The organism is Curvibacter lanceolatus ATCC 14669 (assembly GCF_000381265.1).
In the GTDB taxonomy this organism is placed as follows: domain Bacteria; phylum Pseudomonadota; class Gammaproteobacteria; order Burkholderiales; family Burkholderiaceae_C; genus Curvibacter; species Curvibacter lanceolatus.
On sequence record NZ_KB906255.1, the window covers coordinates 235,977 to 256,723 of the forward strand.

Sequence of the window (20,747 nt, forward strand, 5' to 3'; positions counted from 1 at the left end):
TGCCAAAACGGAAACCCTGGCACGGTCGCCCAGGCGATTCCGTGATCTGCAACAAATCTGGCATCGCCGTAAACTGCCGCCAACCCATTCTGGCGCACCCGCGGGCGGTGCGTGCCACTTTCTCTGGAGCGACAGGCATGACGGACTCTTCCGCTTACACCCCCCCGGCCATCTGGACCTGGAACACCGCCAACGGCGGGCGCTTTGCCAACATCAACCGCCCCATTGCCGGGCCCACCCACGAAAAGGCCCTGCCGGTGGGGCGCCACCCGCTGCAGCTGTACTCGCAGGGCACGCCCAACGGCCAGAAGGTGACGGTGCTGCTCGAAGAGCTGCTGGCCCTGGGCCATGCCGGGGCCGAGTACGACGCCTGGCTGATCCCCATCCAGGAGGGCGCGCAGTTCGGCAGCGGTTTTGTCGAGGTGAACCCCAACAGCAAGATCCCGGCGCTGATGGACCACAGCGGGCCTGAGCCGATCCGGGTGTTTGAATCGGGCGCCATCCTGATGCACCTGGCCGAGAAGTTCGGCGCCTTCCTGCCTCCGGTCAGCGAGCCGGCGCGGCGCGCCGAATGCCTGTCGTGGCTGTTCTGGCAGATGGGCAGCGCGCCGTTTCTGGGCGGCGGCTTCGGCCATTTCTATGCCTATGCACCGATCAAGATCGAGTACGCGATCGACCGCTACGCCATGGAGGTGAAGCGCCAGCTCGACGTGCTGAACCGCCACCTGGCCACGCACACCTACCTGATCGGCGACGACTACACCATCGCCGACATGGCCATCTGGCCCTGGTACGGCGCCCTGGTCAAGGGCCAGACCTATGGCGCCGGCGAGTTTTTGCAGGTGCACGAGTACACCCACGTGGTTCGCTGGGCCGACCTGATCGCCCAGCGCCCGGCCGTGAAGCGCGGCCGCATCGTCAACCGCACGGTGGGCCAGCCCGAGGCGCAACTGCGCGAGCGCCACGACGCCAGCGACTTCGACACCCGCACCGAAGACAAGCTCAACCCCCCGACCTGAGGCCGCCCCATGACCGTCACCCTGTACGACTGCGCCACCGCCCCCAGCCCGCGCCGTGCCCGCATCCTGCTGGCCGAAAAAGGCGTGGTCCACGACACGGTGCCCATCGACCTGCGCCAGGGCGAGCACTTCAGCGAGCCCTTCCGGCGCATCAACCCGCAATGCACCGTGCCGGCCCTGGTGACCGAGGAAGGCCCGGTGCTGACCGACAACGCCGCCATCGCCGCCTACCTGGAGGCCCGCTACCCCGAGCCGCCCCTGCAGGGCATCACCGCGCTTGAAAAGGCCGAGGTGGCGCACTGGCACTGGCGTGCCGAGTTCGAGGGCCTGCTGGCCATTGCCGAGGCGCTGCGCAACAGCTCACCCGCCATGGCCAACCGGGCCCTGCCCGGCCCGGTCAACTACCCACAGATCCCCGCCCTGGCCGAGCGCGGCATCGCCCGGCTGCAGCAGTTTCTGGTCGACCTGAACCAGCACCTGGACGGCCGCGAGTTCATCGCCACCGAGCGCTTCAGCCTGGCCGACATCACCGCCGTGGTGGCGGTGGACTTTGCCCGCGTCATCAAGCAAAAGCCCGATGAGCGACACCCGCATGTGCTGCGCTGGCGCGCCGCCATGGGGCAGCGGGCGTCGGTGGGTTTGTGAGGGCATTGCGGCCCGAGTTGAGCGCGCAGGATCAGCCGTAGAAGCGTCGAACTTCCGAGGTCATCGGATAGGGGCCGTGCTGGTTGAGTGCTTCGGTACATTGGCCCCGGGGCGTCACTTCCGATGGCGCAGGGAGCCCTCTTGAAAACGCTTTGGCTGAAAAACAGCGCCTATGTCAGCCCTGCGAGGGTTCTCCACCATGGGCAACAGGCTTGCACGCATCTTGCCCACCTCAGCGTGGATGGGCGTTTGCAGACGGCCTATATCAAAGCGTTTCCCATCGGGTTTGGCAAATGCTTGTTCAACGAAGCCGTGGGCAGTGCCATGGCCCGCAGGGCTGGCTTTGGCGCGCCGGACGGTGGGTTGATCGGGGTGGATGCCAGGTTGCTGGAGAACTTGTTTCCGACGTTTCGTTTCCCGACGCAGGACCGGGAGGTCGTTTGCTGGGCGAGCCTGCCGGTCCTGACGGGCTACGGTCTGGCCGAGGTCGGCGTTCTTGATACCGTGGGGCCCGTGCTGGCGCTGATCCGCCAATACGTGCTTGCCTGGGATGGCTTTGCCGCTTGTGCTGCCTTTGATGCCTGGGTGGGCAATATCGATCGCCACGCCAACAATCTGTTGGTGGCTGGCGGAGGGCGCTTGGTGCCGATAGATCACAGCGAGTGTTTTGGGGGCGGCCATTGGGAGCCGGACGAGTTCGAAAGACCGCAAACTTGGTACCTCAACAAACTCCTTGACCTGATCTGCGCCCCTGCGGAAACTCTGGCTTTACCTGCCAAGGCGGGTCTGATGGCTGCTGCCGAGCAGTTTGCCGTTTTCTTCAGACACTACGAGGCCGACCTCGCAGCCGTGGCGCCCTGGTTGGGCCCCCATTGGGGACCGGTGTGGTTGAAGTGGCTGCAGCAGCGATCGTTGTTGGTCGTTGATCTTGTGCGGGATCGTGTGAGGATGCTGGTATGAGTGCACTTGACCCTGATTTCATTTCGGCGATGAGACCTGTGTCGTCAGCGATCCAGGAGCCGGTTGGCCACGCTTTTGTGATCCAGTTGGAGCCCGATAGCGTGGCCGGTGAGCGTATCAACGTCGGGGTCTGTGTGGTGACAGCCCAGGAAGAACGCCTGGTCAGGTTCGTCACTGATTTTTCAAGGCTTGAGGCCTTGTATGGGGCCGACACGGTGGCATTGCTCAAAACCCTGGTGGACCTGGCGCGCGTCGCCGCCTTGTCGGGTGAACGTTTGACGGGGGGCAGCGTTTTGTTTGGCATGCCACAACCCTTTTTCAACCGAGCCCCCGCCCATTACCTGGAGCAGTTGTTTGAACGTGTGGTGCCAGCCGGGCGTGCCCTGGCGTCACAGAAAATCCTCGTACCCATGCAGCTCTAGGGGCAGCCAGCCTCGACCTTTCAAGCGCCTGTGCAAATCCGGTTCAGCGCCGGTTCATCCGCCACGCCACATCGGCCGCCGGCACCCGGCCCTTGAGGCCGCCGGGCACCTCGGTGCGTTGCAGCAGCTCCAGGTTCAGGGTGGCGCCATAGAGCTGGCGCAGTTCGGCCTCGTGCACGGCAAAGGGCGGGCCGGCCAGCAGGCTTTGCTCGTACTCGAAGCAGATCAGCAGTTGGGGCGCCTGGGCCGACAGGGCCAGCAGCTGCGCCGCATAGTCGCGCCGCATGGCCTCGGGCAGGGCCACCAGGGCGGCGCGGTCGTACACCGCGTCCACCGGGCCTACCGTGCCCATGGCCTCGGGCGTGAGGGCAAAGAAATCACCCACGAAGACATCCAGCCCTGCCGCGCTGTACAGCCGCAACGCCCCTTGGGGGCGGATGGCAGGGGTCAGGCCGAGTTCTGCAAACAGCTCGATCACCGCCTGCTCGCTCAGCTCGGCCCCCACCACCCGGTGGCCCTGGGCCAACAGCCAATGGATGTCCAGCGTCTTGCCGCACAAGGGCACCAGCACCCGGCTGCCTTCTGCCAGCCCGAACTCACGCCGCAGGCGGGGCCAGTGCGCGGCCAGCAGCGGGTGCACCTCGCTCTGATGGAAACCGATCTCTTTTTGGGCCCATTTCTGGTGCCAGAACGATGCGTGCATGGGGTGTGGCGGCTGAGAGGCGTGGAGGCCTGATTGTGCCGTGGGGTTGGCGGGGCGCCACAGAGGCCACGTCAAGCGGTCGTGCACACAAAGGCCGTGCACACCGATGCCCCCGCTGGGATCACAGGGGCCGGGTTCCAGGACCGGGGATCGGGCCTGGCCGTGTTTCGCTTGTCAGCCTGGCTCAGAACACGTGCGTGAACACCCAGTACAGCGAGCCCGACAGCAGCATGGCGGCCGGCAGGGTCAGCACCCAGGCCATGGCCAGGTTGCGCAGGGTGGCCATCTGCAGGCCCGAGCGGCTGGCGGCCATGGTGCCGGCCACGCCGGAAGAGAGCACGTGGGTGGTGGAGACGGGCAGGCCGTACATGTCGGCCGCGCCGATGGTGAGCATGGCCACCACCTCGGCCGAGGCGCCCTGGGCGTAGGTGAGGTGGGTCTTGCCGATCTTCTCGCCCACGGTGACCACGATGCGCTTCCAGCCCACCATGGTGCCCAGGCCCAGTGCGATGGCCACGGCCACCTTCACCCACAGCGGGATGAACTTGGTGGCCTGGTCGATCTCTTTCTTGAACACGCCCACGCTGGCCCGGGTGTCGTCGTCAAAACGGGCGCCGGGGTCTTTTTCGACAAAGCGCAGCGCCTCGGACAGCAGGTACATGTCGTTGCGCACATTGGAGACCTGCTCCATCGGCACCTTGGCCAGCGAGCCGTGCGACTTGACCTGGTCGCCCACCGAGGCCGTCAGCGCGCCGATGGCGGGCAGGGTGTCGGTGGCGAGGGCCTTGGTGCGCACATAGGTGGCCAGGGCTTCGCGGGCCTTGTCGACCGGCATGGCCGGCTGGCCCTTGAGCAGCGACTCTTGTGTGACGTGGGCCACGGCCACGAACTGGGTCACGTTGTCGACGGGCATGGCGCGGTTCAGGGCGTAGGCCATGGGCACGGTGCCGACCAGGATCAGCATGATCAGGCCCATGCCTTTTTGACCGTCGTTGGAACCGTGGGCAAACGACACGCCGGTGCAGGTCAGCACCAGCAGGGCACGGATCCAGAACGGGGGCGGTTTGTGGCCCTTGGGTTCTTCGTACAGGGCGCGGTTCTTGACGAAGGCGCGCAGGGCCAGCAGCAGCAGGGCGGCGCAGCCAAAGCCCACCAGGGGCGACAGCAGCAGCGAGTAGCCCACCTTGGTGGCCTGGGCCCAGTCCACGCCGCTGGTGCCGTCGCGGCCATGCATCAGGGCATTGGCCACGCCCACGCCGATGATCGAGCCGATCAGGGTGTGCGAGGACGAGGCCGGCAGGCCCAGCCACCAGGTGCCCAGGTTCCACAGGATGGCGGCGATCAGCAGCGCAAAGACCATGGCAAAGCCGGCGCTGGAGCCCACCTGCAGGATCAGCTCGACCGGCAGCAGCGAGATGATGCCGAAGGCCACCGCGCCGCTCGAGGTCAGCACGCCCAGAAAGTTGAACAGGCCCGACCAGACCACCGCAAAGTTGGGCGGCAGCGAATGGGTGTAGATGACGGTGGCCACCGCATTGGCGGTGTCGTGAAAGCCGTTCACGAACTCGAAGCCCAGCGCGATCAGCAAGGCCACGCCCAGCAGCAGGTAGGGCAGCAGGGTGGGGGCCATGGCGCCGGCCTCGCTCACGTCGGCAAACAGGCTGTAGGCGGTGAAGAACAGGCCCGCGGCCATCAGGCCGACAAACACGATCAGGGTGACGGGGCCTGGTTTGCTGTTCAGGTGGGGCCTGGAAGGCCCCGCGTGGGGCGGCTCGGCTGGGTGGGCCGTGGCGGTGGCTGTATTCATGGCAGGCGACTCCGGCAAATAAACCGGCAGTGTGGGTGTGCTCGGTGACCAGGCTGTGACGGGTTGTTTCAGAGCGCGACCCATCTGCCGTGGCGTGCGCCCTTGTCGGCGGGCTCTGGCCTGCCAGCGTGGTAACGCAGGCTTACCCATTCAAGACGGGTGAGCCCTGCTGTGCCGGCGTAAGCTTTGGGCCGGGCTGCCTTGGCTGCCTGCAGTCCCTCCTCCTGATTCGCATCCGGCGCCCGCCCAGCGGCGGCCCGGTTGAAGCCCTTTTTGAACTCCACACGATGACTGACGGTTTGCCCCAACCCCAACGAATGCTGGCTTTTGCGGCCATTGCGCTGGCCATGTGCATCTCGGTGCTGGATGGGGCCATCGTCAACGTGGCACTGCCCGCCATCGGTGCCGATCTGCAGGTGTCGGCGGCGCAGTCGATCTGGGTGGTGAACGCCTACCAGCTGGCCATCACGGTGTCGCTGCTGCCCCTGGCCATGCTGGGTGACATCCTGGGCTACAAGCGGGTGTACATGGCCGGGCTGGCGGTGTTCACCCTGGCCTCGCTGGCCTGTGCCCAGGCGCAGAGTCTGGATGTTCTGACCGCGGCCCGCGTGCTGCAGGGGCTGGGGGCGGCGGGCATCATGAGCGTGAACATCGCCCTGGTGCGCTTCATCTTTCCGCGCGATCAGCTGGGCGTGGGGGTGGGCTACACCTCGCTGGTGGTGGCGGCCTCGTCGGTGGCGGGGCCGGGCATTGCCTCGGCCATCCTGGCGCTGGCGCACTGGCAGTGGCTGTTTTTGGTGAACCTGCCGCTGGGCTTGTTGGCCTTGGCGGTGGCGGCGCGCACCTTGCCGCTCACGCCGGCGTCGGGGCACCGGTTTGATGTGTTGAGTGCGGTGTTGAACGCGCTGACCTTCGGGCTGGTGATCTCGGGGCTGGATGCCTTCAGCCGGCCCGATGGTGCAACCCAGGGCGCCGCCATGCTGGCGGCCGGGCTGGCCGTGGGCGTGGTGTTTGTGGCGCGCGAGCGCCGGCTGGCTGTGCCCATGCTGCCGGTCGATCTGCTGCGCATGCCGGTGTTTGCCCTGTCACTGGTGACCTCGATCTGCTCGTTTTCGGCCCAGGCCATGGCCATGGTGGCCCTGCCCTTCTACTTTGAGCAGACGCTGGGCCGCTCGCCCGTGCAGACCGGCCTGCTGATGACCCCCTGGCCCTTGATGACCGCCCTGGTGGCGCCGGTGGCCGGCAGGCTGTCGGACCGTTTGCGCCCCGAGAAGATCAGCAGTGTGGGGCTGGTGCTGTTTGCGGCCGGCCTGGGCTCGCTGGCGCTGTTGAGCGAGGCGGCCTCGGCGCTGGACATCGCCTGGCGCATGGGCCTGTGCGGGCTGGGCTTTGGCCTGTTCCAGTCGCCCAACAACCGGGTGATCGTGAGCAGTGCCCCGCGCGAGCGCAGCGGCGGGGCGGCCGGCCTGCAATCGATGGGGCGCCTTTTGGGGCAGTCGGCTGGGGCCGTGCTGGTGGCCTTGGCCTTCGGCCTGTTGCCGCAGCAGCACCCGACCACGCTGATCTGTGCCGCCGCCGCCATGCTGAGCCTGTTGGCGGCCGGGGCCAGCGGGCTGCGCGATCCGCGTGCCGCCCTGAAGGCTTGATGGCGATCGGCCCCTGCAACAAGCCCCGACTTTGAGGGGCGTCAAGGAATGCGTCATGGGGGGCCTGTGGCGTGGCTTGGCCTCCTACAATCGGCGGCGCGCGGCTTGGCGCCCGGGCTGCCCCGGCGCGGTGCCGCCGCAAGACAGCCTGGTCTGAGAACGCCCGAATCCGGCCGCCCACTCCGGGTGATCGACCCCCGCAACGCAACAAGCGCAAGGCGAACCCCAAGGTGAAACGCAACGGGAACCTGCATGTCTGGCTGCTCACAGCCCTGGTGTTCTGCGCCACGCTGGTGGTGGGGGGCCTGCTGCGCGGCCAGGTCGAGAAGAACCACCTGCTCGAGTCCAAATCTGTGGCCAAGAACCTGGCCCACGCCTCGGCCCATGCCATCGAAGAGCGCCTGGGGCGTTCGCTGTCGGCCACCTATGCCCTGGCGGCGGTGGTGGCCCAGGGCAACGGCCGGGTGGATGATTTCGACGCCCTGTGCCGGCAACTGATCCTGACCTTCGGCGGCATCAGCAACCTGCAACTGGCCCCGGGGGGCGTGGTGGCTGCCATCTCGCCGCTGGCGGGCAACGAGAAGGCCATGGGCCACAACCTGCTGGAGGACAACGCCCGCAACAAGGAGGCGCGCCTGGCCTTGGCCACGCACAAGCTGACGCTGGCCGGCCCATTTGAGCTGGTGCAAGGCGGCCTGGCCGTGGTGGGGCGCTTGCCGGTGTACCTGCCGGGCAAGGCCGGTGCCCCGAGTTTCTGGGGCTTCACCACGGCGCTGGTGCTGATCCCTGATCTGCTGCAGAGCAGCCAGTTGAACCGCCTGGGCGAGCAGGGTTACCGCTACCAGCTGTGGCGCATCCACCCCGACACCCGGCAGCGCCAGATCATTGCCGGCCTGCCCGGGCCGGCGCTGGAGGCCCCGGTGGACACCACGCTGGAGGTGCCCAATGGCAGCTGGACGCTGTCGGTGCAGCCGGTGCAGGGCTGGGGCAACCCGGCAGACAGCGCCTGGAGCCTGCTGGCCTGCGTCTCGATGGCCGCCTTGCTGGCCCTTCTGACCCACACCCTGCTGATGCAGCCCGTGCGGCTGCGCCGCCAGGTGGCCCTGCGCACGCAAGAGCTGGAGCAGGCGAATGCGCAGCTGGCCGGCGAGATCGAAGAGCGGCGCAAGGCCGAGGAGAGCCTGCGGCTGGCCGCCAATGTGTTCACCTTTGCGCGTGAGGCGATCTCGATCACCGATGCCCAAGGCACCATCATCGACGTCAATGCGGCCTTCTCGCGCATCACGGGCTATGAGCGCGCCGAGGTGCTGGGCAAGAACCCGCGCATGCTGCAATCGGGGCGCCAGAGCCGGGCCTACTACCAGGCCATGTGGCGGAGTCTGACCGATAGCGGCTACTGGTCCGGCGAGATCTGGAACCGGCGCAAGAACGGCGAGGTGTTTGCCGAGCTGCTGACCATCAGCGCCGTCAAGAACGCCGAGGGCGTGACGCAGAACTATGTGGCGCTGTTCACCGACATCACGCCGATGAAGGAGCAGCAAAAGCAGCTGGAGCACATCGCCCATTACGACGCCCTCACCGACCTGCCCAACCGCACCCTGCTGGCCGACCGGCTGCAGCAGGCCATGGCCCAGACCCAGCGCCGCGGCCAGTCGCTGGCCGTGGCCTACCTGGACCTGGATGGCTTCAAGACCGTGAACGACACCCACGGTCATGCGGTGGGCGACGAGCTGCTGGTGGCCCTGGCGGCGCGCCTGATGGCCACCCTGCGCGAGGGCGATACCTTGTCGCGCATCGGCGGCGATGAGTTTGTGGCGATCCTGGTGGATCTGGAATCCGTCTCGGCCCATGAGACAGTGCTGCTGCGCCTGCTGGAGGCGGCCTCCACCCCCGTGAAGATCAAGGGCCTGAGCCTGCAGGTGTCGGTCAGCATCGGCCTGACCCTGTACCCGCAGGACAACGTGAGCGCCGACCAGTTGATGCGCCATGCCGATCAGGCCATGTACATCGCCAAGCAAGGCGGCAAGAACCGCTACCACCTGTTCGATGTGATCCAGGACTCGGCCGTCAAGACGCACCGCGAGCAACTGGCGCAGATCCGCGCCGCCCTGCACAAGGGCGAATTCGTGCTGTATTACCAGCCCAAGGTGGACTTGCAACTGGGCCGCCTGGTGGGGGTGGAGGCCTTGATCCGCTGGCAATCCCCCCAGGCCGGGCTGCAGTTGCCGGGCGCGTTTCTGCCTGCGATCGAGAATGACGTCACGGCCATCGACCTGGGGGAGTGGGTGATCGCCCAGGCGCTGCACCAGCTCAGCGAATGGCATGCGGCCGGCCTGCAGATCAGCGTGAGCGTGAACATCGGGGCACGCCAGCTGCAGCAGGCCAATTTCAAGCACCGGCTGGCGCGGCTGATGCACCTGCACCTGAAGGTGGACCCGACCTACGTCGAGCTGGAGATCCTGGAGACCAGCGCGCTGGAGGACATCGAGCAGGCCTCGCAGGCCATCCGCGACTGCCGTGCGCTGGGCGTGCGCTTTGCGCTGGACGACTTCGGCACCGGCTATTCCTCGCTCACCTACCTCAAGCACCTGCCGGTGGAGGTGCTGAAGATCGACCGCAGCTTTGTCAGCGACATGCTGGACGACCCCGACGACTTGAGCATCGTGCGCGGCGTGGTCAGCCTGGCCGAAGCCTTCGGCCGCGAGGTGATCGCCGAAGGCGTCGAATCGGTGGCCCACGGCCAGGCCCTGCGCCAACTGGGCTGCCGCATGGCCCAGGGCTTCGGCATCGCCCGGCCCATGCCGGCGGCTGAGTTGCTGGCCTGGCAGGCGCGTTGGGATGCGGACCCCGGCTGGAGGGCGCTGCGGCAGGAGTGGCCCGTCAGCCAGGCCGCCCCGCTTTGACGCCTCACGCAGGCGGGCGCTGTCGGCGCGCCTGCCCACCTGGCCAGGGCCCCTCTTTCAGGGCGCGATCAGCCAATGCAGGCTGAAGAGCTCTTCAGGGTCGGTCCAGACCGTGCCCGCCTGCCAGCCCGCTTGGGCTGCCAGATGGCGCAGGCCGTCGATGGTGAATTTGTACGAATTCTCGGTGTGCAGGGTCTGGCCTTGCTCAAAGGTGTAGCGCTGCTGCTGCAGCTCGATGGTTTGTGGGCGGCGGCTCACCAGGTGCATCTCGATGCGTTGCAGGGGGGCGTTGTAGAAGGCGCTGTGATCGAATTGGTCCGGCTCGAAATTGCTGCCCAGCTCCTGGTTGGCCCGTTGCAGCAGGTTCTTGTTGAAGGCGGCCGTGATGCCCTGGCGGTCGTTGTAGGCCGCATGCAGGCGATCGGGGTGCTTGATCAGGTCGACCCCGATCAACAAGGCCCCGCCCCGCAGCAACCGGGCCGCGTGGCGCAAGAACTGCAGGGCTTCGTCAGGTGTGAAGTTGCCCAGTGTCGAGCCCGGGAAAAAGCCCACGCGCCGGCGCGAGCCTGCGTCGGGCAGGCTCAGCGCGGCGGTGTAGTCGGCCACCACCGGGCAGATCTCGATGCCTGGGTAGCGGCGGGCCAGCCTGGCCGTGGACACGGCCAGGTGCTCCCCCGAGATGTCGATGGGGCAATAGCGCAGGTCTGGGCCCAGGTGGTCCAGCAAGGCCTGCACCTTGACGCAGGAGCCGGCCCCAAACTCGATCAGTTCGACCGATGTGCCGATGTGCGCGGCCATGGCGCGCCCGCAGGCCTGCAGGATCTGATGTTCCGTTCGGGTGGGGTAGTACTCGGGCAGCTCGCAGATGGCGTCGAACAGCGCCGAACCGGCGGCGTCGTAAAAGTACTTGGGCGAGATCTGCCGGGGCGTGCCCTGCAGCGCCGCATGCAGGTCGGCGGCGAAGGCTGCGGCCTCGGATGAAGGCACGGGGGCCGGCACGGCAGGCGTGAGCGCCCTCATGCTGCCGGCCCCCCCGAGGCGCCTGGCAGGTCGCGCGCCAGCCTGAGGCCACTGAATTGCCAGCGTGCCGCAGGCGGAAAGAAGTTGCGATAGGTGTGGCGGGCATGGCCTGCCGGGGTGGCCAGGCTGCTGCCGCGCAGCACCAGTTGTCCCACCATGAATTTGCCGTTGTACTCGCCCACCGCACCACCCAGGGGCTTGAAGCCGGGGTAGGGATGGTAGGCCGAGCGGGTCCACTGCCAGACCTGGCCGTGCAGATCGTGGCAGGCGGCCGATGCGCTGGCCGCCTCCCATTCGAATTCAGTGGGCAGCCGGGCCCCGGCCCACTCGGCATAGGCCGCGGCCTCATAAAAGCTCAGCTGGCTGACGGGGGCGTGCCGGTCCAGCGCCTGCACACCGTGCAAACCGAACACCTGCCAGTGGGCGGCCGGGGCCCGGGCATCGCCGGGTGCCAGCCAATATGGCGGCTGCTGCCAGCCCTGGGCCTGCACGGTGGCCCAGCCATCCGACAACCACAAGCCTGGGCGCCGGTAGCCGCCATCCTCGATGAAGGCCAGAAAATCCCCGCAACTCACCAGGCGGGTTGCGATCTCAAAGCCCTGCAGCCACACGCGGTGGCGCGGGCTTTCATTGTCGAAATGAAAACCACCGCCCTCGGCCCCGAGGGTGACCAGGCCCTCTTCCAGGCGATGCCAGGCCGGCCCACTTGCGGCCACCCGGCCAGGGCTGGGTGGCACCCCTTGAAGCCAGGGCGGCAGCAGGGGGTTGCACGAGAAGGCGTGCAAGAGGTCGGTCCGCATCAGCTCCTGGTGTTGCTGCTCGTGGTGCAGCCCCAGCTCGATCAGGGGCCAGGCCCGTGCCCAGGTGCTCGCGTCACACGCTTGCATGAAAGCCACCATGGCCTGGTCAACGTGTCGTCGGTAGGCCAGCACCTCGGCCAGGGTCGGCCGGGTCAGCAAGCCGCGCTGCGGCCTGGGGTGGCGCGGCCCCAGCGCCTCGTAGTAGCTGTTGAACAGGCGCAGATAGCGCTCGTCAAAGGCTTTGGCGCCGGGCTGGTGGGGCAGCAGCACCACGGCTTCAAAAAACCAGCTCACGTGCGCAAGATGCCATTTGACGGGGCTGGCATCCGGCATCGACTGGACGCACAGGTCTTCAGCACCCAGTCCTTCGCACAAGGTCAGGCTGTGCTGCCGCACGGCCTGGTAGCGTTCAATGGGCGCTTGTCGGTCGGACCCCATGGCGGTGTCGCCGGGTCGGTCCACGGCGATGGGCGAGGTAGGCGGCATTCATGGGCTCCTGGTGGGCGTCACAGCCGGGGTCGTGTGACGCCGTCGGGCCGACTCTTGTCTCGCGTGAGTCGTGCCTGACCTGCAATTTATTACAGCACAGTGCCATGGCGGTGACAAACGCCATGGGGTGTTGCCTGGGCCAGCCTGGCGGATCGGATGACTCAGTTGCTGACGTGGCCGTAACACGTCTTGAGTTTCGTGTAGTCGTAATAGTGGCTGCCTGCGGCATAGCGGGCACCATCGCAAGCCGTTTTGAAGTCGGTTTCCTTTTCGTTGTAGAGCATCTTCACCAACACCGTGCCCGCGCTGTTGCGCACCACGTCCCACTGCATGTTGGCGGCCATGGGAGACACATACTCGCCGCGCCAGGGGTTGTTGTCGTAGGTGTACATCGTGGACAGTGCTTGCTGCTGGAGAACGTTCTTCAATCCCATCTTTGAGGCGAACGGGATCACGATCTCCGCGTGGGCAAAGCGCAGCTTGGCGACGTTGGTCAATTTGCCGCTGGCAATGGCATCGACTTCATTGAAGAAGTCGTCTTCGAGGATCTGGGCCATCTTCCAGGTCACGCTGCCTTTTTCGGTGATGCTCGGCCCCATTTTGTAGAAGTCGGATGCATCCTGCAGGTAGGCAAAGTAGCGCGCCTGGTCCTCAGGCATGTAGGTCGTGAAGTCGACATTGGCCTCGGCCTTCATGGCGGGGGCGATCGCATACAGCTCATAGATCAGCGAGCCCCCGCTGGCCAGATCCGTGATGCCCGTCTTGCCATCCCCGCTGAGGGTGCTGGTGAACTTGCCGTCATCACTGCTGAAAGTCATGCTGCCGGTGTTGGCGAAGCTGTAGGTGCCGGCCGCAATCTTGTCGACGAAGGCCTTGGTGAACAAGCGCTCCAACACCGCGCGACCCGCTGTCTGGGCTGCGCTGTCGGCCAGGATGGCGGCCTGTTTGGCGGCCAGATCGCTGTCGTTCAACCAGGTCTGGAAGGCTTGGCTGTCCTGGTAGGTGGTGTACAGCGGATTGGCTGTGTTGCTCACCTTGTCGGTCTTGGCCACCAGTTTGTGGAAGTACAGCAGAAACCGATTGGTCCCATCGGGCTGTGCAATCGGGGTGCCGCCTTCGGGGTAGGGGGATGGCGCAGGCGGGTAACTGACCAGGCTGATCAACGCAGGCTTGGTGGCCAGCATCGACTTGACGAAGAAGGCACCGCTGTCGACGGCGCGATCAACCCCCGATGTGACCACGACGATCTTGCGCGGGTTGCTGGAGGCGGCGCTGGCTGCGGACTCAAAGAGTGCCGATTGACGATTGATCAGACGCTGGGCCAGTTGGGTGTGCTCGGTGATGCCGAGTTGGGTCTCGTTGCCGTAGCCGGGCGTCGTGATGCCGCTCACGCCATAGCCCAGCAGGAAGTTGGCCTTCATGATCTTCAGAACGTCCGGCCCCAACTGTGCGCCCAGGGACGTCAGTGCGCCGTCATCCGAGGCCTTCTTCCACATGTTGTAGACCGCCAGGTCGTACTTCAGGCTGGACAGCCCCCGTGAGCCATGACGCGCGAGCAGGCCGGTGTAGACCGCGTTGAAGCCACTGGGGGGCGCCTCGTAGCTCGTGGCATCCTGCTGTGGCGCGTAAGGGGTTTTGGTCTGGTAATAGGTGCGCGGATTGGCGCCACCATCCGAGCCACCGCAAGCCGAGAGCAGGCAGCTCAGGCTCAACAAGAGGCCGGTCTGGAGAACGGCAAGGCGGGGTTTGGCCAGCATATCGAGGGGCTTTCTGAGAGTATCCATAGGGACTCGCAGGCTAAGCAGCCAGGGTGACAGGGCTGTGAATGGCCTGCGCGGGCGCCATCGGAGCCTGCGCCGGGCCAGGCGCCTTGAAGCTGCCGTTGTGTGATGGCTTTGGTGGGGCCTGGAGAGCAGGTGACGCCGAGAGGTCGGTCTGGGAGCGCTGTATCGCACCCATCTGAGTGGATCTGTATCTTTTCAGGTGCAGGGTCTGTTCCTATGCTGGGGCTTCACACCCCAGCTCAAGCGCTTTGCCCTGATACAGGACCTGCCCATGCCAGAAATTTCCAGTTTGTTTGCTTTCGGCCTCATCTCGCTGGGCATGGCGCTCACGCCCGGGCCGAACATGGTCTACATCATCTCGCGTTCCATCTGCCAGGGGCGAGGGGCTGGCCTGATTTCTCTGGGCGGGGTTGCCCTCGGCTTTGTGTTCTACATGGTGTTTGCTGCATTGGGGATCACGGCCTTGCTGATGGCGGTGCCTTTTGCCTATGACGCCTTGAGGATGGGCGGTGCTTTCTATCTGTTCTATCTCGCCTGGCAGGCTGTCAAACCAGGCGGGCGCTCGCCATTCCAAATACGCCAGTTGCCCCAGGACAGCCCGCGCAAGCTGTTCGCCATGGGGTTCATCACCAACCTGCTCAACCCCAAGATCGCGATGATCTATTTGTCCCTGCTGCCGCAGTTCATCGAGCCCGAACATGGCAGCCCGCTGCTGCAATCCCTGGTGCTGGGCTTCACGCAGATCGTGGTGAGCCTCAGCGTCAATGCCATGGTGGCCCTGCTGGCCGGCTCCGCCGCAGTCGCTCTGGCGGCCCGTCCCACCTGGCAGCGGGTGCAGCGCTGGTTGATGGGCACCGTGCTGGCGGGATTGGCCACCCGCTTGGTGCTGGAGGGGCGGCGCTAGCCCTGCGCTTGAACCAGCATCGTCTCAAGTAAAAAAATGGCCCGGTGATTCCGGGCCATTTCATTTTTTGGAGTGCAAGCGCTTCATGGACTTGCCACGGGTTGCACCTGGCGTGTGATCAGACACCTCAAACGTCAATATTCCCCGCCCGCAGCGCATTGGTCTCGATGAAGTCGCGGCGCGGCTCCACCTCATCGCCCATGAGCATGGTGAAGACGCGGTCGGCTTCGATGGCGTCGTCGATCTGCACGCGCAGCAGACGGCGCACGTTGGGGTCCATGGTGGTTTCCCAGAGCTGCTCGGGGTTCATCTCGCCCAGGCCCTTGTAGCGCTGGCGGCTGGTGGTGCGTTCGGCTTCGGCGATGAGCCACTTCATGGCCTGGCGGAAGTCGGCAACTTTTTCTTCCTTCTGGCGTTCGCCTTCGCCGCGGGTGGCCTTGGCGCCTTCGGAGAGCAGGCCCTTGAAGGTTTCGGCGGCTTCGGCCAGGGCGGCGTAGTCGGCGCCGCGCACAAAGTCTTGCGTGAGCACGCTGCTCTTGATGTTGCCGTGGTGGCGGCGGCTGATGCGCAGCACCGGCTTGTCGGTGCGGGCGTCGAATTCGCCGGCCACTTCGGCGGGCACGCCGGTGGTGGTCAGCTCGCGCAGCTTGGCCTGCAGGGCGACGGCGCTGGCTTCGGCATCGGCCACGCTGTCGAGGTTCAGGGCCACGCCGTCGGCGATGGCGCGCAGGGCCTCGGCGTCCATGAAGTTGCTCAGGCGGGCGATGACGCTTTCGGCGATCTGGTGCTTGCGGGCCAGTTCGGCCAGGGTGTCGCCGCTGAGGGTTTGCGGGGCGGCGCCGCCGGTGCTGATGCTGGCGTCCTTGAGGGCGATGCGCAGCAGGAAGCCGTCGAGTGCGGGGCCGTCTTTCAGGTACAGCTCTTCCTTGCCGGCCTTGACTTTGTAGAGCGGCGGCTGGGCGATGTAGATGTGGCCGCGTTCGACCAGCTCAGGCATCTGGCGGTAGAAGAAGGTGAGCAGCAGGGTGCGGATGTGGGCGCCGTCGACGTCGGCGTCGGTCATGATGATGATGCGGTGGTAGCGCAGCTTGGCGACGTTGAAGTCGTCACCGCCCGTGCTGCCACCGGCCTTGCCGATGCCGGTGCCCAGGGCCGTGATCAGGGTCAGGATTTCGTTGCTGGTGAGCAGCTTCTCGTAGCGCGCTTTTTCAACGTTCAGGATCTTGCCGCGCAGGGGCAGGATGGCCTGGAATTTGCGGTCGCGGCCTTGCTTGGCCGAGCCGCCGGCGGAATCACCCTCGACGATGTAGATTTCGCACATCGCGGGGTCTTTTTCCTGGCAGTCGGCCAGTTTGCCGGGCAGGCCCATGCCGTCGAGCACGCCTTTGCGGCGGGTCATTTCGCGGGCCTTGCGGGCGGCTTCACGGGCGCGGGCGGCTTCGATGATCTTGCCGCAGATGATCTTGGCGTCGTTGGGGCGCTCTTGCAGGTAGTCGGTGAGCAGCTTGCTGACGATGTCTTCGACCGGGGCGCGCACTTCGCTGGACACCAGCTTGTCCTTGGTCTGGCTGCTGAACTTGGGCTCGGGCACCTTGACGCTGAGCACGCAGCACAGGCCTTCGCGCATGTCGTCGCCGCTGACTTCAACCTTGGCTTTCTTGGCCAGCTCTTGCTCTTCGATGTACTTGTTGATGACGCGGGTCATCGCGGCGCGCAGGCCGGTGAGGTGGGTGCCGCCATCACGCTGGGGGATGTTGTTGGTGAAGCACAGCACGCTTTCGTTGTAGCCGCTGTTCCACTGCATGGCCACTTCCACCCCGATGTGGGTGCCGGCAATGCCGCCGTAGGTTTCGGCGGGGCGTTCGCCGTGGGCGTAGAAGATGTTGGGGTGCAGCACCTGCTTGCCCTTGTTGATGAATTCAACAAAGCCACGCACGCCGCCGGCGCCCGAGAAGTCGTCTTCCTTGCCGCTGCGCTCGTCCTTCAGGCGGATGCGCACGCCGTTGTTCAGGAAGCTCAGCTCGCGCAGGCGCTTGGACAGGATTTCGTAGTGGAAATCGTTGTTCTGCTGAAAGATTTCGGTGTCGGGCAGGAAGTGCACCTCGGTGCCGCGCTTTTCGGTGGCGCCGGTGACTTTCATGGGCGAGACCTCGAAGCCGTCGACGGTCTCGAGCAGGCGGTTCTGCACAAAGCCCTTGGCGAATTCGATCTCATGCACCTTGCCTTCGCGGCGCACGGTCAGGCGCAGCCACTTGGACAGTGCGTTCACGCAGCTCACGCCCACACCGTGCAGGCCGCCCGACACCTTGTAGCTGTTCTGGTTGAACTTGCCGCCGGCGTGCAGCTCGGTCAGGGCGATTTCGGCGGCACTGCGCTTGGGCTCGTGCTTGTCGTCCATCTTCACGCCGGTGGGGATGCCGCGGCCGTTGTCGGTGACGCTGATCGAGTTGTCGCTGTGGATGGTGACGACGATGTCGTCGCAGTGGCCGGCCAGGGCCTCGTCGATCGAGTTGTCGACCACTTCGAACACCAGGTGGTGCAGGCCGGTGCCGTCCGAGGTGTCGCCGATGTACATGCCGGGCCGCTTGCGCACGGCCTCCAGGCCTTCGAGGATCTGGATGGCGCCTTCGCCATAGCCCTCGGACGCCCCTGCCTGGTTGGTGTCGATCTTGGTCTGCGGCAGGTCGCTGAAGGCTTCGTTGGAGCTGGTTTCAGCGTCGGACAGCGGCTTGTTTGGTTCGGTCATGGTGCGTTTTTCTCAATCTCTTGATGGACCAAACCCGCGCAGAACACAGCTGGTTCAGCGCGGGTCGGGTTCAGGGTTGTGGCGTTGTGCGCAAGGCCTTGGTTCCGCTGGAGGGGCCTCAGATGCGCATCGGCATCACCACGTACTTGAAGCTGTCGTTTTCGGGGATGGTGACCAGGGCCGAACTGTTGGAGTCGGACAGCTCGATCTTCACCATGTCCTGGTCCATGTTGCCCAGGGCGTCGATCAGGTAGGTGACGTTGAAACCGATCTCGATGGTGTCGCCGCCGTAGTCGATGTCGAGTTCGTCGACCGCCTCTTCCTGCTCGGCGTTGCTGGAGGCGATGCGCAGGGTGCCGGGCTCGAGGTTCAGGCGCACGCCCTTGAACTTGTCGCTGGTCAGGATGGCGGTGCGCTGCAGGCTGGCCAGCAAGGTGGTGCGGCCCAGGGTCAGGCTGTTGCGGTGGCCCTTGGGGATCACGCGGTTGTAATCGGGGAACTTGCCTTCGACCAGCTTGGTGACGAACTCCATGCCGTCAAAGCTGAACTTGGCCTGGTTGTTGGCAAACTGCATTTCGATGCCGCCTTCGGCGTCGGACAGCAGGCGTTGCAGTTCGAGCACGGTCTTGCGCGGCAGGATCACCTCTTGTTTGGGCACTTCCACGTCCAGGGTGGCCGAGGCGAAGGCCAGGCGGTGACCATCGGTGGCGACCAGGCTCAGGGTCTTGCCCTCGGCCACGAACAGGATGCCGTTGAGGTAGTAGCGGATGTCGTGCACGGCCATGGCAAACGACACCTGGCCCAGCAGGCTCTTGAGCGTCTTTTGCGGCACGCTGAACACGGGGCCGAAGTTGGCGGCCTCCTGCACCAGCGGAAAGTCTTCGGCCGGCAGGGTCTGTAGCGTGAAGCGGCTCTTGCCCCCTTTGAGGATGAGCTTGTTCTGGCTCGACTCGAGGCTCACGGTCTGGTCGCCCGGCATGGTGCGCAGGATGTCGATCAGCTTGCGGGCACCCACGGTGGTGGTGAAGTTGCCGGCATCGCCGTCGAGCTCGGCGGTGGTGCGGATCTGGATTTCCAGATCGCTGGTGGTCAGTTGCAGCGCGCTGCCGGTCTTGCGGATCAGCACGTTGGCGAGGATGGGCAGGGTGTGGCGGCGCTCGACAATGCCTGCAACCGATTGCAGAACCGACAGGACTTTGTCTTGTGTGGCCTTCAGGACGATCATGTCAACCTCTAGTTCAAATTCTTAGTAGCAGCTTCTAGCGACATTCCGGTGCCGGGGCGGCTCGGCGCAGCGCCGACCCGAGGCCCTCCCTGGAAACACGCCATTTTCACCGTTTTTCGGGGCATTTTTGAGTCAAGGCACCGCTTGTTCGGGCTTCTTGGGGCCCGGTGTGGGCTGGTGCGCATTTCATCACATCAGCCCTTCAGGGTTTGCTCCAGCACGTGGAGCTGCTGGTTGAGCTCGGTCAGCTGCTGGCGCTCGCCGGAAATCTTGCGCACGGCGTGCAGCACGGTGGTGTGGTCGCGGCCGCCAAACAGCTCGCCGATCTCGGGCAGGCTCTTCTGGGTCAGCTCTTTGGCCAGGTACATGGCAATCTGGCGCGGGCGGGCAATGCTGGCCGGGCGCTTCTTGCTGTACATGTCGGCCACCTTGATCTTGTAGTAGTCGGCCACCGTCTTCTGGATGTTCTCGACACTGATCTGGCGGTTCTGGATCGACAGCAGGTCGCGCAGGGCCTCGCGGGCCAGCTGGATCGAGATCTCTTTCTGGTTGAAGCGCGAGTAAGCCAGGATCTTGCGCAGGGCGCCTTCGAGCTCGCGCACGTTCGAGCGCACGTTCTTGGCCACGAAAAACGCCACTTCCTCGGGCATTTCGGTGCCTTCGGCGCGGGATTTGTTGATCAGGATCGCCACCCGCATTTCGAGCTCGGGGGGCTCGATGGCCACGGTCAGGCCCGAGTCGAAGCGTGATACCAGGCGCTCGTGGATGTCCGCCAGGCCCTTGGGGTAAGTGTCGCTGGTCATCACGATGTGCGACTTTTTGGCCAGCAAGGCTTCGAAGGCGTTGAAGAACTCTTCTTGCGTGCGGTCCTTGTTGGCAAAGAATTGCACGTCATCGATCAGCAGCAGATCAAGCGAGTGATAACGCTCCTTGAACTCGTCAAAAGCCTTGCGCTGATAGGCCTTAACCACATCCGACACGAACTGCTCGGCATGGATGTAGAGAACTTTCGAGTCGGGCTTGTCGGCCAGCAGGCGGTTGCCCACGGCATGCATCAAGTGGGTCTTGCCCAGGCCCACGCCGCCGTAGATGAACAAGGGGTTGTAGAGGTGGCCAGGCGTGCCGGCCACGTGCATGGCGGCGGCCCGCGCCATGCGGTTGGCCGTGCCCTCCACCAGGGTGTCGAAGGTCAGGGCAGCGTTGAGTCGGTTCTTGAAGGTGTTGGCGCTCGGGTCTTCGCTGGGGGCGGCAGGCTCAGGGGCTTGCTGAGGCTCGGACGCTGTCGATGCCGAGGGCGCAGAGTAAGCTCTGGCAGCAGGCTCACGCTGAGTGAGCGCTAACTCGATGGGCACGGCCTGGCCGTACAAACGCTCCAGCATCTGGGCGATGCGGCTCGCATACTGGGCACGGATCCAGTCCAGCTTGAAGCGGTTGGCGACGTAGATGGTGATCTTGGACAGGTCGTCCGGGGCCTGGGCCACCAGGGGCTTGATCCAGGTGTTGAATTGCTGTTCAGGCAGTTCTTGGGCGAGTTGCTCGATACATGCCTGCCAGAGGCTGTGTCCTGCGTTCGGGGATGCGCTCTCGGTGGCGCTGTTCAGGTTTCCCTCGGTCATTCTTGGTCTGTTTTCTGTGGATAGTCAATTGCGGACAGCGGGCTGGATTCTAGTTTGT

At 65.4% G+C, this 20,747-nt stretch carries 15 protein-coding genes; 7 read left to right on the forward strand and 8 right to left on the reverse strand.

The window, feature by feature from the left end; translation table 11 throughout:
* Positions 1-137 precede the first annotated feature (137 nt).
* The 4 genes from yghU to F624_RS0107990 all read left to right on the forward strand — a co-directional run bounded on the left by yghU (position 138) and on the right by F624_RS0107990 (position 3,046).
* Positions 138-1,019 (forward strand): glutathione-dependent disulfide-bond oxidoreductase, encoded by an 882-nt coding sequence (gene yghU / locus F624_RS0107975; protein WP_019573762.1) that lies wholly within the window; start codon positions 138-140, stop codon positions 1,017-1,019.
* A gap of 9 nt (positions 1,020-1,028) precedes the next feature.
* Positions 1,029-1,664 carry a glutathione S-transferase family protein gene (locus F624_RS0107980; RefSeq protein ID WP_019573763.1) on the forward strand — a complete coding sequence of 212 codons (636 nt, stop codon included), beginning with the start codon at positions 1,029-1,031 and terminating at the stop codon, positions 1,662-1,664.
* 141 nt (positions 1,665-1,805) lie between these two features.
* Complete coding sequence (locus F624_RS0107985; protein ID WP_169426558.1) at positions 1,806-2,624, forward strand: protein kinase family protein; 819 nt, start codon at positions 1,806-1,808, stop codon at positions 2,622-2,624.
* Positions 2,621-3,046, forward strand: coding sequence for a DUF3037 domain-containing protein (locus F624_RS0107990; RefSeq protein WP_019573765.1), 426 nt, complete (start codon positions 2,621-2,623; stop codon positions 3,044-3,046). Before F624_RS0107985 ends, F624_RS0107990 begins: the two co-directional genes overlap by 4 nt.
* A 43-nt stretch (positions 3,047-3,089) precedes the next feature.
* Here F624_RS0107990 and tmpT read toward each other — a convergent pair whose 3' ends face one another.
* Entirely contained in the window at positions 3,090-3,749 is a 660-nt protein-coding gene (tmpT, locus tag F624_RS0107995; protein ID WP_019573766.1) for a thiopurine S-methyltransferase, read from the reverse strand.
* 184 nt (positions 3,750-3,933) lie between these two features.
* On the reverse strand, positions 3,934-5,556 hold the full coding sequence (locus F624_RS0108000) for an inorganic phosphate transporter (RefSeq protein WP_019573767.1): 1,623 nt from the start codon (positions 5,554-5,556) through the stop codon (positions 3,934-3,936).
* A 287-nt stretch (positions 5,557-5,843) separates the two neighbouring features.
* Here F624_RS0108000 and F624_RS0108005 point away from each other — a divergent pair, with 287 nt between their 5' ends.
* Together F624_RS0108005 and F624_RS0108010 are read left to right on the forward strand one after the other, a co-directional pair.
* Positions 5,844-7,202 (forward strand): MFS transporter, encoded by a 1,359-nt coding sequence (locus tag F624_RS0108005; protein WP_031254472.1) that lies wholly within the window; start codon positions 5,844-5,846, stop codon positions 7,200-7,202.
* A gap of 230 nt (positions 7,203-7,432) precedes the next feature.
* On the forward strand, positions 7,433-10,105 hold the full coding sequence (locus F624_RS0108010; protein WP_019573770.1) for a bifunctional diguanylate cyclase/phosphodiesterase: 2,673 nt from the start codon (positions 7,433-7,435) through the stop codon (positions 10,103-10,105).
* 57 nt (positions 10,106-10,162) lie between these two features.
* On the opposite strand, the gene egtD is transcribed toward F624_RS0108010, so the two are convergent.
* From egtD to F624_RS0108025, 3 genes are all read right to left on the reverse strand, one after another.
* Complete coding sequence (gene egtD, locus F624_RS0108015; protein WP_051107346.1) at positions 10,163-11,125, reverse strand: L-histidine N(alpha)-methyltransferase; 963 nt, start codon at positions 11,123-11,125, stop codon at positions 10,163-10,165.
* Positions 11,122-12,363, reverse strand: coding sequence for an ergothioneine biosynthesis protein EgtB (gene egtB, locus F624_RS0108020; protein WP_031254474.1), 1,242 nt, complete (start codon positions 12,361-12,363; stop codon positions 11,122-11,124). The genes egtD and egtB overlap by 4 nt, the downstream gene beginning before the upstream one ends.
* A gap of 212 nt (positions 12,364-12,575) precedes the next feature.
* The gene (locus tag F624_RS0108025) at positions 12,576-14,171 is read right to left on the reverse strand and encodes a histidine-type phosphatase (protein WP_019573773.1); all 1,596 of its coding nucleotides are present in this window, start codon (positions 14,169-14,171) and stop codon (positions 12,576-12,578) included.
* A gap of 298 nt (positions 14,172-14,469) precedes the next feature.
* Here F624_RS0108025 and F624_RS0108030 point away from each other — a divergent pair, with 298 nt between their 5' ends.
* A complete protein-coding gene (locus F624_RS0108030; protein ID WP_031254475.1) occupies positions 14,470-15,102 on the forward strand; it encodes a LysE family translocator in 633 nt (210 codons plus the stop codon).
* A gap of 127 nt (positions 15,103-15,229) precedes the next feature.
* Here the strand turns inward: F624_RS0108030 and gyrB are convergent, their stop codons facing one another.
* From gyrB to dnaA, 3 genes are all read right to left on the reverse strand, one after another.
* The gene (gene gyrB / locus F624_RS0108035) at positions 15,230-17,785 is read right to left on the reverse strand and encodes a DNA topoisomerase (ATP-hydrolyzing) subunit B (RefSeq protein WP_425387278.1); all 2,556 of its coding nucleotides are present in this window, start codon (positions 17,783-17,785) and stop codon (positions 15,230-15,232) included.
* 181 nt (positions 17,786-17,966) lie between these two features.
* Positions 17,967-19,073: a DNA polymerase III subunit beta gene (dnaN, locus tag F624_RS0108040; RefSeq protein ID WP_019573776.1), complete on the reverse strand. Its 1,107-nt coding sequence runs from the start codon at positions 19,071-19,073 to the stop codon at positions 17,967-17,969.
* Positions 19,074-19,267: 194 nt separating this feature from the next.
* On the reverse strand, positions 19,268-20,689 hold the full coding sequence (gene dnaA / locus F624_RS0108045; RefSeq protein WP_019573777.1) for a chromosomal replication initiator protein DnaA: 1,422 nt from the start codon (positions 20,687-20,689) through the stop codon (positions 19,268-19,270).
* Between the last annotated feature and the right edge of the window lie 58 nt (positions 20,690-20,747).